The sequence below is a fragment of the Sporosarcina sp. FSL K6-3508 genome, assembly GCF_038615825.1.
GTDB lineage: Bacteria > Bacillota > Bacilli > Bacillales_A > Planococcaceae > Sporosarcina > Sporosarcina newyorkensis.
On record NZ_CP152016.1, the window covers coordinates 1,689,846 to 1,702,793 of the forward strand.

Annotated in this window: 12 protein-coding genes; 9 read left to right on the top strand and 3 right to left on the bottom strand. The window is 41.3% G+C overall.

Going from position 1 to position 12,948, the window contains the following annotated elements:
• The first annotated feature begins 66 nt into the window (after positions 1 to 66).
• Together MKX97_RS08185 and rnz are read left to right on the top strand one after the other, a co-directional pair.
• Positions 67 to 1,257 carry a DNA polymerase IV gene (locus MKX97_RS08185; protein WP_078816593.1) on the top strand — a complete coding sequence of 397 codons (1,191 nt, stop codon included), beginning with the start codon at positions 67 to 69 and terminating at the stop codon, positions 1,255 to 1,257.
• 16 nt (positions 1,258 to 1,273) lie between these two features.
• Complete coding sequence (gene rnz, locus MKX97_RS08190) at positions 1,274 to 2,221, top strand: ribonuclease Z (RefSeq protein WP_078816594.1); 948 nt, start codon at positions 1,274 to 1,276, stop codon at positions 2,219 to 2,221.
• A 41-nt stretch (positions 2,222 to 2,262) separates the two neighbouring features.
• On the opposite strand, the gene proC is transcribed toward rnz, so the two are convergent.
• The 3 genes from proC to MKX97_RS08205 form a co-directional block, all read right to left on the bottom strand.
• Positions 2,263 to 3,072 (bottom strand): pyrroline-5-carboxylate reductase, encoded by an 810-nt coding sequence (gene proC, locus MKX97_RS08195; protein WP_009496758.1) that lies wholly within the window; start codon positions 3,070 to 3,072, stop codon positions 2,263 to 2,265.
• A gap of 90 nt (positions 3,073 to 3,162) precedes the next feature.
• Positions 3,163 to 4,275 (bottom strand): TFIIB-type zinc ribbon-containing protein, encoded by a 1,113-nt coding sequence (locus tag MKX97_RS08200; RefSeq protein WP_342537402.1) that lies wholly within the window; start codon positions 4,273 to 4,275, stop codon positions 3,163 to 3,165.
• A gap of 7 nt (positions 4,276 to 4,282) precedes the next feature.
• Entirely contained in the window at positions 4,283 to 5,425 is a 1,143-nt protein-coding gene (locus MKX97_RS08205) for an SPFH domain-containing protein (protein WP_342537403.1), read from the bottom strand.
• A 190-nt stretch (positions 5,426 to 5,615) separates the two neighbouring features.
• Between MKX97_RS08205 and MKX97_RS08210 the strand changes: the two genes are divergently transcribed.
• The 7 genes from MKX97_RS08210 to MKX97_RS08240 all read left to right on the top strand — a co-directional run bounded on the left by MKX97_RS08210 (position 5,616) and on the right by MKX97_RS08240 (position 12,944).
• Positions 5,616 to 6,560: an MBL fold metallo-hydrolase gene (locus tag MKX97_RS08210; RefSeq protein WP_221834985.1), complete on the top strand. Its 945-nt coding sequence runs from the start codon at positions 5,616 to 5,618 to the stop codon at positions 6,558 to 6,560.
• Entirely contained in the window at positions 6,547 to 7,305 is a 759-nt protein-coding gene (locus MKX97_RS08215) for an SDR family NAD(P)-dependent oxidoreductase (RefSeq protein ID WP_342537404.1), read from the top strand. Before MKX97_RS08210 ends, MKX97_RS08215 begins: the two co-directional genes overlap by 14 nt.
• A 281-nt stretch (positions 7,306 to 7,586) precedes the next feature.
• Positions 7,587 to 8,423, top strand: coding sequence for a phytoene/squalene synthase family protein (locus MKX97_RS08220; protein WP_342537405.1), 837 nt, complete (start codon positions 7,587 to 7,589; stop codon positions 8,421 to 8,423).
• A gap of 152 nt (positions 8,424 to 8,575) precedes the next feature.
• Complete coding sequence (locus tag MKX97_RS08225; protein ID WP_009496742.1) at positions 8,576 to 9,277, top strand: response regulator; 702 nt, start codon at positions 8,576 to 8,578, stop codon at positions 9,275 to 9,277.
• Between the two features lie 11 nt (positions 9,278 to 9,288).
• Positions 9,289 to 10,548, top strand: a complete 1,260-nt coding sequence (locus tag MKX97_RS08230; protein WP_342537406.1) for a GHKL domain-containing protein — start codon at positions 9,289 to 9,291, stop codon at positions 10,546 to 10,548.
• A gap of 117 nt (positions 10,549 to 10,665) precedes the next feature.
• Positions 10,666 to 11,463, top strand: a complete 798-nt coding sequence (locus tag MKX97_RS08235; RefSeq protein ID WP_342537407.1) for a hypothetical protein — start codon at positions 10,666 to 10,668, stop codon at positions 11,461 to 11,463.
• Positions 11,464 to 11,471: 8 nt separating this feature from the next.
• Positions 11,472 to 12,944 carry a hypothetical protein gene (locus MKX97_RS08240; protein WP_342537408.1) on the top strand — a complete coding sequence of 491 codons (1,473 nt, stop codon included), beginning with the start codon at positions 11,472 to 11,474 and terminating at the stop codon, positions 12,942 to 12,944.
• Positions 12,945 to 12,948: the final 4 nt, after the last annotated feature.

A 12,948-nucleotide genomic window follows, 5' to 3' on the forward strand; every position in this document is an offset into this window, starting at 1 on the left:
TTTTTTCATTTCTTTGGATGTTTGATATACTATAGGGAGAGAATTCAGTGAAAGTAAGGTGTACATATGACGGATCTGATAGCAGCAAATCCACGAGTCATCATGCATCTTGATATGAATAGCTTTTTTGCTTCGGTGGAACAGGCTGCCAATCCGGCATTAAAGGGAATTCCCCTTGCGGTGGCAGGTAATCCAAAGGAGCGAAGAGGGATTTTAGTGACGTGTTCGTATGAAGCGAGGGCTTTTGGTGTCTATACTACAATGACGATAGGTGAAGCCAAGCGACTCTGTCCTAATTTACATATCGTACCGCCGCGCCATGAACTGTATCGCCAAATGTCCGATTCTGTCTTTGAAGTGCTGCGTAGTTATACAGAATGGGTAGAACCCGTTTCCATTGACGAGGCGTACATCGATACGACAGAAATCGGCGGCTTAACACATGCTTATGAACTCGCCCGCGAAATACAGATGCGTATTTTTCAGGAACTTGACTTGCCGTGCTCAATCGGTATTGCACCCAATAAATTTTTGGCGAAAACAGCTTCCGACATGAAAAAACCAATGGGTATAACCATTTTGCGGAAGCGTGAAGTAGCAAGAAAACTGTGGCCGTTGCCTGTCCTCGAAATGCATGGCATTGGAAAGCGAACTGAAGAAAAGTTGCATAGTGCAGGTATCCATACAATCGGGGAACTTGCGGTCGCTGAAAAATTAAAAATAGAAGCACTTCTAGGAAAGAATGGTATGCGCCTGCAGCAATGTGCAAATGGAGTCGATACACGACCGGTCGATCCGGAACGTGCGGATGAACGCAAAAGTATTGGGAGCTCCACTACATTACCCGTAGACCTCACGGAAATGGAGGACTGCATTCCTATATTCGAAAGACTGGCAGCCAAAGTGGCGACCCGGCTAGCTGTTAAATCACTGGCAGGCGTCACCATCTCAATCCAAATCCGCTATGCGGACTGGCAAAACACCACGAGAAGCCGAACCATTCATCAGCCTGTCTATCTAGCTGAAGACATTACAAAAATCGCTTTGGAGTTATTTCGTAGACATTGGAACAATGAACCTATCCGCCTTCTGGGTGTCACTGTCGGCAATCTCATCGAACGAAATGAGATGGTCGAGCAACTAACCTTCGATAACTTCGAACAGCAAGAAAAGGAATACCAAATGGATCAACTTGTATCCAGCCTAACCGACCGCTTCGGAGAGGGAGTCATTAAAAAAGGTTGGACAAATAAATAGAAAGGAGCCTGACTAAATGGATATTGAATTTTTAGGCACAGGAGCCGGAATGCCTTCCAAACAGCGAAACACTTCCTCACTTGTTCTGGACCTTACAGATGAAAATAGAGAAAACTGGCTATTCGACTGTGGTGAGGCAACCCAGCACCAAATGCTTTACAGCGCAATCAAGCCAAGGAAAATCACGAAAATTTTCATTACCCATTTGCATGGCGACCATATTTTTGGTTTACCAGGATTTCTCAGCTCACGCGCATTTTTAGGTGGTGAAGCCTCGGTCGATTTATACGGTCCGGCTGGGTTAAAAGAATGGCTCCAGCACACCTATCAAATCACCGGCACTCATCTGCCTTACGAGCTAAACATCCATGAAGTAGCAGATGGACTGATTTTTGAAAGCGATCAATTTAAAGTGTATGCAATGGAAGTCCAGCACGTCGTAAAAAGCTACGGGTATCGGATCGAGCAGAAAGATTTGCCGGGCACGTTATTGATTGACCGAGCCATTGAACAAGGGGTTCCAAAAGGTCCGTTGTTGCAGCGCTTGAAAGAAGGTCAGGATATCGAACTGGACAACGGCAAGACAGTGTTCAGCCGAGACGTGACGTCGGAACGGAAAAATGGCTTTATCATTACCGTGATTGGAGACACATCCTATTGTCAATCATCCATCGATCTTGCCCAAAATGCAGACATTCTCATTCATGAGGCCACATTTACAAAGGAATATGCAAAAGGTGCTCGGGAATACGGTCATTCAACGATCGTCGATGCAGCTCAAATTGCAAAAGAAGCACATGTCAAAAATTTGATTGTCAATCATATTAGTGCTCGCTTTATGCCAGGTGAAATGGCCGCATTTTTTGCTGAAGGCGAAGCGGTGTTTCCGCAGTTGTCCATCGCAGAAGATTTCATGCGTTTTCAATGGAAGAACGGCCAGTTGACTTGCCTGACAAAAAAATAAGCATCCATGCCCGCCTTAGGGGATGGATGCTTGTTTTTCTATTAGGTTAATGCACCTAACTCGCGTGATCTTGCCTCCGCGCTGTTGATGCAATCTGCAATCACCGATTTGAATTGACGATCTTCCAGTGCTCGCAATCCGGCAGCTGTCGTGCCGCCTGGACTCGTAACATTCGTGCGTAACGTACTAGGTTCTTCGCCGGTTGTTTTCAGCATAGCCGCAGCACCTTCAAGTGTTTGTACGATTAGTTCACGGGCATCATGAGCTTCCAAACCTCTTGCAACAGCAGCTTCTTCCAATGCCTCGACTAAGTAATAAATATAAGCGGGACCGCTGCCGGAAAGAGCCGTCACCACATGTAGATCATCTTCCTCCACCACTTTGACGATGCCGATCGCACCGAGCAGGCTAAGGATCGACTGCTTCATTTCAATAGAAACTTCGTCATTGAATGCGATGCCGCTAGCCGATTTTCCGATCGTTGCGGAAGTATTCGGCATTGAACGGGCGATGGGGCGTTTACCAAGACCTTGTTCAAATGTGTCAATCGAGGTTCCCGCAATGACTGAAAGAATTGCTGTGCTGTCGGCTAGGAACGGATGTATATCAGCCATGACTTGCTGAATATCTTTTGGTTTCGTTGCCAAAACAACCAAGTCGATTTCTTCCATGAACGAGCGATCTTCGCATACTTTCGTGATGCCGTAACGAGATTCCAAATCACATAGCCTATTCGCATCGGAACGATTCATTACATAGATTTGTTTGCCGGGGAGTACGTCCTGTTCCACGATTCCCGCAATAATTGCTTCCGCCATCGAACCGGCGCCTACAAATAAAATTTTCTCCATTTCTATCCATCCTTACTGCTCGTACGTTTTTATTTTCACTGAATTATGTCATGCACCTAACGAAATGTCAAACAGAGGTCGGATGGGCCGTCAGCTGTCAATAAACAGATAGACGATGAATAAAACAACTAAGACACTGATCGATACTAGAACTACCTTTAAAATACTAATAGGATAGTTTCCTGATACTTTACCTGTTTGCCCATTCACTATAAATTGATAGACCTTTTGATTGAATTGAAACGATGAAATCCATAATGGCAGCAAGACATGTTTATATGTAATATCCGAGTAATCGGTCGAGACATTCACGACCTCGACAATATCACCCGCAATGCTTCCTTCGATTCCATTGATGATCCGCTGTTTCATATAATCCTGTGCTTCCGTGAATCCTTGTTGCAGGGAGACAGAGTAGCGTTCCGCCAAAAATCCAGACATATATTCTACTTTGTAATCCGTTAAGCTGGCCATTTGGAAAGGCTGCACTTTTTGCAGTAATTTAGGTTCTACTCTAGTAGAGGCTTTTATGAGCACATCATCGAAAAATTTTCGATAATTCCCGCTCTCCCTATGCCAGCGGATTTTACGCACTTGCTCCGTCACTTGTTTTGCCTTGCCATCCTCATAAACGGTACGCGTCTCTGTAACGTAATAATAATTTCCTACACGTACAACATAACGGGAACTGGTCTCGCTATCATATGTCCAGTAGGGTAGATAGGCTCCTGAAATTTTTTGAAGACGATAGGACACTTTCAGTTTTGAAGGTGCAAAGAAATGTCCTTTGATCCATTCCTTGAATTTGGCATGTGCTTCATCTTTGGAAATGTGGAAAGGGATCATGAGCCCTGGTTGGATGCCCGCATCTTTTTCAGTTACCGCAATATGCGATGATCCGCAAAATGAACAGAAGTCTGCTATGGCATTTGCATCGAGAACAGACTCAGCACCGCAGCTATCACAGGAAAAGACTCGCTTATCTTCTTGCCATAAGTGATAAAGACTGTCGCCGGCTGCATTAAAGTCCAGCTCGACATTGTGCTTACTCGTAGCTTCAATCGCCATCTCATGACTGCATGAAGGGCATTTCAACCCTCCTGTCTCTGGATCGAACTTTGTATTACTACCGCAAGAAGGACACTTGATATTCTCTGTTTCTTCAACGATTGTGGATGATTGTTCATCTAATGAAGTCAACATTCATCCCTCACTTCGCGTCCAATGTCTCACCGCACTCAGCGCAAAATTTCGCGTTTGGTAGGTTCGCATGTGAGCACGCTGGACAGATCTTTTCGGTAATTTGCGCGGAACCGCATTCATTGCAAAACTTTGCATTTTTCGGAATCTGCGCTTCACATTTGACGCATGAGACTTTTTCAGTTTCAACAGATTTCCCGCATTGACCGCAAAATTTTGCATCTGCATTAATGGTAGCTTGACAATGTGGGCAGGATTTCGTTGCAGGGGCAGTGGTTTGTGTGGGTTGAGTATTCGGTGCCATCGCATTTGCCATAACCTGACCCATTGAAACACCTGCGCCCATTCCCATACCTGCCCCCGCCAAACCGCTGGAATCGTTCTTTGCTACATCCCGAATTGCTTCTGCCGCCTGATACTGCTGGTATTGCTGCATATTGCCAAGGACGCCCATTGTCGTCCGTTTATCCATCGCCTGTTCGACCTCTTTAGGAAGTGAGAGGTTTTCAATATAAAGGGACGTGATGTCAAATCCGAATGAAGCGAAACGCGGCATCATCTTTTGCTTGCCTTGTTCGCTTAGTTCATCGTAATGCATCGCTAAATCGAGTGCCGGTATTTGGGACTCTGCAAATAAGTCGGATAGCCCCGAAATAATCATTTTCTTCAACTGACCTTCAACAGAATTCGTATCATAGGAGCTGTTCGTACCGAATAATTCGCGTAAGAACACAACTGGCTCAGATACCCGATATGAATAAATTCCATAGCCGCGAAGACGGATCATACCGAAATCCGGGTCACGCATCATAATCGGATTGGACGTACCCCATTTCTGGTTAATAAATTGCTTCGTATTGATAAAGTACACTTCTGCTTTAAAAGGTGAATCAAAGCCATATTTCCAAGACTTTAACTTCGTCAGGATCGGCATGTTTTGTGTATAGAGAATATGTCTGCCAGGAGTGAATACGTCCGCAATTTCACCTTCATTCACCATAATTGCGACTTGTGATTCCCGGACTGTCAGTTCTGCGCCCATTTTGATTTCATTATTGTGAACTGGAAACTGATAAACTAGTGTATTGGCATCTTGATCCTGCCATTCGATTACTTCAATAAATTGGTTTTTAAAAAAGTTGAAAATCCCCATTGAAACCCCTCCATTTAGACAGCATATTGCAAATACCGCTATTTCTTGTAGTATACCATACGAAGAATAAACGATTTGGTTTCAACTACATGTAAATATTTCAAAAATAACGAGAATGGATACGTGACGCATAGGAAAATAAAGAGTACAATGTACTGAACAGTCATTCATTTCAAGGGGGAACTTTCTTATGATAGAAAAGATAATAACACCTACTCCATTTGCAGTCGGAGATGTGAATTGTTTCTTACTAAAAGGCGATACACTGACATTAGTCGATGCAGGGACGAAGACACCAGAGGCATACGAAGCACTGCAACATAGATTACGAGAAATCGGTTACTCATTCAAGGACATAGAACAAGTTTTCGTTACCCATCATCATCCCGATCACTGCGGGTGGATTGAAGCATTCGATCGTGCAGAAGTACTCGGCCATCCCTATCTCAATTATTGGCTGACGCGCGATCAAGATTTTCTGGATCGACATGATCGATTTTATGAAAATTCTCTTCATGAAGAAGGCGTGCCTGAAGAATATTCTAAATGGATAAAAAGATTTCGTCGCTCTGTCGATTTGATGGGTAATCGTCCTGTCGATCGGATGGTGAATGAAGGGGATGATTTGCCGGGCCATCCGGGCTGGAAAGTGCAAGAATCATTAGGTCATGCACAGAGTCATTTATCGCTTTGGAATGAACAAGAGGGAATCTTAATCGGTGGCGATCTTTTATTGGAAAAGGTTTCGTCCAATCCGCTGATCGAACCACCTTTTAGAAAAGAAGAAGACCGGCCTCGGGCGTTGCTTCAATATAACGCATCACTTGAACGTTTACTCGATTTGCCCGTCAACATTGTTTATGGAGGGCATGCCGGAGAAGTCCATAACGCACATTCGCTTATCAAGGAACGCTTGGAGAAGCAGAATGATCGGGCGATGAAAGTGCTCGGCATGCTGCGTGAACAGCCACAGACCGTTTTTGAAGTGACCAAACGCTTGTTTCCGGCAGTGTATGAAAAAGAGCTTGGATTAACATTGTCCGAAACGATTGGTCAGCTTGATTATTTGATTTCCAAGGAATTGATTAGGGAAACGGCAGATGAGTCGGGAGTTCATCAATATGCCAGCTGTTAAATCCATCTTAATTACCGGTGCAACGAGCGGGGTCGGTTTTGAACTGGCCAGGCGACTGGCATCGGTAAAAGGGATGCGCGTAATGGCTACTGGTCGCAATGCGAAAGCGCTGCAAGAACTGCAGCAAGTAGGGGTGGAAGGTTTTTGTGCTGATTTGCGGGATGCCAAACAACTGGACTGGCTCGTGTCACGTATAGGCGAAGTGCCGGATGTAATCGTTTATTCAGCAGGAGTTGGCAGATTTAATTTCGCTCATGAAGCATCCGACGAAGAGATGGCAGAAATGCTTGAAACGAACGTGCTTGTTCCGATGCAGCTGACGAAACGTTTGCTGCCTGCTATGATGGAACGAAAAAGCGGACACTTGCTGTTCATCGGTTCGCAGGCGGGGAAAGTCGCAACACCCAAAACATCGGTCTATGCGGCGACGAAACATGCACTTATTGGCTATACGAATGCATTAAGAATGGAAGCGGCTCCGTATCATTTGGATGTATCAGTCATTCATCCTGGACCGATAGATACACCGTTTATCGAATTAGCGGATCAAACAGGAAAGTATAAGCAAGCTATGGGGTCCCAACTGCTCTCCATCGATACGGTAGTGCGTGCTGTCTTACAGACGATTCGTGAACCGAGGCGAGAAGTAAACTTACCTAAAGTTATGGGTCTGACCAGTAAACTATATGCTCTTGCTCCTTCTTTAGTAGAAGTTATTGGACGTCCTTTTTTCTATAAGAAGTAACTGGATAGTTAGAAAGTGAAGAAAATGCTTACGTTGTTATTATGTAAGCATTTGTTGCGCATAATAATATTATGTAAACTAGCATTGTCTCGATGGAGAAACCATCTGCAGAATGATATCGTCATAAAGGCTGGGTGCTGAAGGGCGCATCCGGCTTTTTGTTTGGATTTTGACAATCCATTATAAACGTCTTAATGTTACAATGAATGATATAATGAAGGAATCATATTCAATTGAGAATATTTTTTGACAGCCATGATTATTGATGGAGGGATCCCAAAGTGAAAACTGATACAAAACTACAAAAAGATGCGATGAAAGTATTGAAAGAAACAAGCCGCACATTTTTTATTCCAATTAAACTTCTTGAACCTGAAGTAAGAGAAGCTGTAGCATCCGCTTATTTGTGCATGCGGGCCATCGATGAAATTGAAGATCATGAACAAATGGGTGTTGCGGATGTCGTAACGTTACTGAACAAAGTCAGCGAACTACTGGAAAATAAAATCGCAACAGGCGCACCCATTGCGGAAGCGCTGGACAAGCTATTTGCTCCTTATCAATCGCAATTGCCGGAAGTGACATTGCGCCTTGCCGATTGGGTGGAATTTTGCCCTGACACGGTCACCGATAAAGTACTTGAATCGACTGCGATTATGGGCAGAGGCATGGCGAAGTGGGCAGAAAAAGATTGGGTGATCCATACGCGTGAAGACTTAGAAGATTATACATACTACGTTGCGGGATTGGTAGGTGTCATGCTGACGGATATTTGGCGTTGGTACGATGGAACCGAAACAGATCGTGATTTGGCAATTGGCTTTGGAAGAGGCTTACAGTCTGTCAATATCCTGCGTAACTATAAAGAAGACGCGGAGCGCGATGTGAACTTCTTCCCGGACGGTTGGAAACTGGATGAAATGTTCAGCTTTGCAGAAGAGAACTTGGCGTTAGCGGATGAATATATTCAAGACATCGAGACGAAAACGATCCTGAACTTCTGTAAGATACCGTTAGCTTTGGCGCACGGTACATTGGATGCGCTGAAAGAAGGTCGGGAGAAAATGTCTCGGACTGAAGTGATGGTTGTCGTGAATCAAGCGATGCGTTCTAAATAAGACGAATGATACGAGTAAAGTGGAGATGGCGATGCTGGATTTATTCATTAGTAAATACGAATGAGTCGACAAGATCCTAGCTTTCGCTTTCTTGCTGACTCGTTTTTGTTTTTTTGACAAACAGCACTTATCACATTAGAGGGGTGTTTGTAATGAATGTATTAATCGTTGAAGATGATCAAGCTATCCAAAAGTTTTTACAAAATGCATTAGAAACGTTACCACAAGTATTTAATGTTTATCTTACAGACAGCGCGGCAAAAGCTATGAATTTGGCACAAGATATTAAAATAGATTTCTTTATTGTGGATATTCAGCTAGTTGATTACAAGGGAACGGACTTAGTCAAACAGTTACGCACCATGCCCGCTTATATGTATACTCCTATTGTTTTTGAAACGGCTGTTTTAACGGAAGAATTGTATGCATACCGAGAGCTTAAATGTTTTTATTATTTAGTGAAGCCGTTTACTCAGTTAGAATGCCAAAAGGTGATCCAAGATGTCTTGCAGTATTTGTCACACTTTGAGATGGATGAGGGAAAGATCCGTATTGAACAGAAAGGATTCATTTTTGAGTACCTATTAAAAGATTTGTTTTATATCGAATCTTTTGGTAAGAAAATTTGTTTACATATAAAACGTGATGGAATCTTACTGAATGAAATGATCTCAAGTTATTCATTAAAGGCTAGCATGGAATTACTAGATGATCGGTTTGTGCAAGTACATAAAAGCTTTATTATCAATCAAGACATGGTAGAACAAATAGATAAAGTGGGGCAAACAATCCGTTTACGAGGCGTAGATACCCTTATTCCAATTGGCTTAAAATATCGTCAGTATATCTTATAGGAGGAAATAGTATGAGCATTCTATCAGATATTCTGGCTCTTTGGCTTATTACCTGTTTGTTTTTCCGTGAACCCATCAAATTTAAATGGGCACACGTATTCTGGGTGAGCATCATTTCATTATTTTGTTTGCTAAGTGATACCGATGAGCGAGGGTTAATCATGACGCTTAAGGGGCTTGGAGTTTTACCTGTGCAATATGTACCTGGTCTGATTGGTTTTTGTTTTCTTACACTCGTAGCGAATAGTTATCTATTTAAGCGTAGTCACTTAACCATTCTTTTGATGACAATGCTCAGTTTAATGGTCTGGATGATGGTCCGAATGCAAGCAGTCTTGTTGACGATGCTTTTACCGCTAGAAATCGATTGGAATCATTTGATTTGCTTAGCTATGGTACTAGGTCTTGTTTTCTTCATTCGCAGACATTTTGCCTATACAGAATTCGAACAAATGACATTGATGCAACAGCTATTCATGAGTATAATCTTTTTTTCCTTTTTGGGTATGTATCTGTTCCAAACAACAGAAATTACTCAATTGGGTAGCTGGCTTATGCTGTTAGGATCGATCTTTGTCTTTTTATTACTAACGTGGTTATTTTTTGAACAAAAGAAACAACACGCGTTGAAAGCCCGAATCTTAGCTACAGAAAAATATTTACCGATTATTGACGAGCTAGTACTAGAGGTTCGTGCGAGACAGCATGAATTTTCTAATAAAATGTTGGCTATTTCAAGTATTCTTGAAACGGCTAATACGTTAGAAGAGGCAAAGCATGAAATTACTCGTTACACTGGAAATGTAAAAATGCTTTCTCATCAACAACAACTGTTAACGATGGATCATAAAATTGTTGCTGGTTTTTTATATACAAAAGTAAAAAGAGCCGAACAAATGGGGATTCAGGTAGTGATAGATAATTCCATCTCGCTTCATGAAATGGCTTGTGAAGACGTGGATTTAATTGAGGTGCTCGGTATTTTACTTGATAATGCCTTTGATGCTAGTCAAAGTGGAGACGCTGTATATGTCACGCTTAAGCAAGAAGAAAATCAATATATGTTACAAGTAAGCAATCCATCACCTTATATTTCAAACGATCATTTCCTAAAGATGTTCGATATTGGATTTTCAACGAAAAAAGGCATGCGAGGTTTTGGGTTGCACAATGTCCAACAAATTGCCAAACAATATAAGGCTCATATTCTTTTGAAAAATGAGCAGAGGACAGGAAACTATGTCACAATTGGTTTACGTTTTCAGGAATAAACGAAGGTTTTACGGGAATGAAAATATTTTCATTCCCGTAAAACCTTTCTTTGTTCTATAACCATTGTAGCCAGTAAACGGCTTCGTTATAGTGAGGGCAGGAAGGAGGAATAAAGCTTGAAGCGATTAATTAGGAATGAATGGCGGAAAGTAAGAGTGGCATTCGGTTTCACAGCCGTACTTGCTATGCTAGCCGCTATAATCTGTACATTAATTATTTACAAAAATTATGCATTAGAAGCACAACTGGAAGTGTATGAGGTGGGTTTTGAGATCTTTAATCTAATTTTCCCGTTGCTTGCAGTCATTCCCACAGGTTGGCTTATGTATTTTGAGCGCAAAAATGGATTTATTAACTATACGCTACCACGTGTGAATAAAAAGAACTATGTATTTTCGAAATGGATCGTAAGTGCAGGAAGCGGATACTTAGTTGTTTTCTGCGTTTCGATGATAAGTGTACTTGTTGCATTATATGTTGTCCCACCCATTACGGTCCAATTGTCATTGGTTAATCCTGAAACAGGTGAGTTGATGGGAAAAATTGTACAAACTCATATTTATGGAGAGCAATTTTTGGAGCAGCCTTTCCTATATGGTCTTGTATTAAGTTTATGGAAAGGCATTATAGGTGCATTGGTTGCAACACTAGGGTTTGTATTTAGTTTATATAGCCAAAACTTATTTGTTATTTTAACAGGACCTTTTGTTTATGTATTACTAGAGAATTTTTGTTGGTCTGTTTTTGGACTTGAGAAGTATCGTTTGGTTACGGCTTTTGAACCGTCACTTGTGTGGGTAGAAGCTATTTCATGGACCAGTTTTGTCACGGGACCTGTTTTGCTTTTATTAGTTATTCTCGGATATCTTGTGTACAAACGAAAAATAGTAAATGCACGCATTTATGAATTGTAGGTGAACATATGAAAATGCTCATTCAGCAGCATTTGAAATTAGTAATGACGAAATCTCTTTTGCTAGTAGTGATCATTTTCGCATTAACAGCAGTAGCAGACCGCAAAACTTACGAAGGGAATTTCAGTTTGTTTGTTCTTCATCTCATGACGAATCACTATATCATAATTTTTATTATGACGCCGGTTTTCTTCCTGTGCGTATCAAAATTATATACAATGCCACGTATGTTTGAATTAATCCGTATGAAAAAGTTTTATCGTTTTATGTTTATGAGATGGGTAACAATCACGCTGTTTTCTACTGTATTTGTAGGGATTATTGGTATGATTTCACTAGTGGTCTCAATTGGATTGCCTATGAGAAATGACTGGCATAGCTCGCTGGATGCAGATATGATGCAGTACTATATGAGTACATTTAGTAGCCCGTTACAAGGTATTCTTTATACCGTGTTATTTTTAGTCACGGGTTACAGTTTCATTGGCTGTACATTTGTAACTATGGCACATTTTTTCTCAAGAAAAGCTACTTATTTATGTATCGTATTTTTATACATCCTTATGATATTATCTATCAAAGTGCCCTGGGTCGAAAAGATACCTTTCATCACAATCAATCGTTATATCGTGTTACATCATAACTATTCTGGGGATTATCCGCTTTGGTGGACACTTATAGCGATAGTCATACTAAGTCTCTTGCAAATTTTTTGCATTGTACAGTTTTGGCACTGGACACCAGCATATCCTAAAAAGTTAAAAAAGGGATTGTTCTATTATTACACTCGTATCTTCTGGACGCCTAGATTAGTACTGGTTTGGTGTGCAAGTTTAGTTATTTTAGCAGTGACAAAGGCAATTTTTAGTGAGGAAACATTGAATGAGTATGTAATACGTTTCTTTTACGGATTACCCCTAGGTTCTATACATGTCATGACATGGTTGGAACAAATGATTTATATCGGAACACCGATTTATATGTTCAGTATATTTTTGCAGTCATGGTGTCATCCAAGAAATATGGCATTGTTTATACGTATACGAAAGAAATCCATATGGGGAACAACTGTTTTAGGTCATATACTATTATTAGCAGTTGTCTATGTTGTATTGTCAGTCGCCATTTTGTTACTTGTAGGTATATCTTTTGATAAAATTTTGATGATCGATTGGCATTTACTGACATATGTTATCCTTATTAAAATACTAGAATTATGTTGCATGCTGACGTTAGTATTCTTGTTATTTATTGTAACCAATCGAGTGACATGGTCATTTCTAGCTAGCATGAGTTTGTATCTATTGAATGTGTTTCCAGTAAGTTGGTTGTCGTACAATGTGGCAGGGATTGGTCAATTAGCACGTATAGAAGAAATGGGAAGAACGATGTTAGACATGTCGAGTAGTGGTTTTATTGCCCTCATCTGTATGATTGGCATTATAAAATGGAAAACGTATAAATATTTTGAGAGAGGGTGAAATG

Coding starts and splice junctions, on each gene's coding strand:
- MKX97_RS08185 (WP_078816593.1), top strand. CDS start 67: ATGACGGATCTGATAGCAGCAAATCCACGAGTCATCATGCATCTTGAT.
- rnz (WP_078816594.1), top strand. CDS start 1,274: ATGGATATTGAATTTTTAGGCACAGGAGCCGGAATGCCTTCCAAACAG.
- proC (WP_009496758.1), bottom strand. CDS start 3,072: ATGGAGAAAATTTTATTTGTAGGCGCCGGTTCGATGGCGGAAGCAATT.
- MKX97_RS08200 (WP_342537402.1), bottom strand. CDS start 4,275: ATGTTGACTTCATTAGATGAACAATCATCCACAATCGTTGAAGAAACA.
- MKX97_RS08205 (WP_342537403.1), bottom strand. CDS start 5,425: ATGGGGATTTTCAACTTTTTTAAAAACCAATTTATTGAAGTAATCGAA.
- MKX97_RS08210 (WP_221834985.1), top strand. CDS start 5,616: ATGATAGAAAAGATAATAACACCTACTCCATTTGCAGTCGGAGATGTG.
- MKX97_RS08215 (WP_342537404.1), top strand. CDS start 6,547: ATGCCAGCTGTTAAATCCATCTTAATTACCGGTGCAACGAGCGGGGTC.
- MKX97_RS08225 (WP_009496742.1), top strand. CDS start 8,576: ATGAATGTATTAATCGTTGAAGATGATCAAGCTATCCAAAAGTTTTTA.
- MKX97_RS08230 (WP_342537406.1), top strand. CDS start 9,289: ATGAGCATTCTATCAGATATTCTGGCTCTTTGGCTTATTACCTGTTTG.
- MKX97_RS08240 (WP_342537408.1), top strand. CDS start 11,472: ATGAAAATGCTCATTCAGCAGCATTTGAAATTAGTAATGACGAAATCT.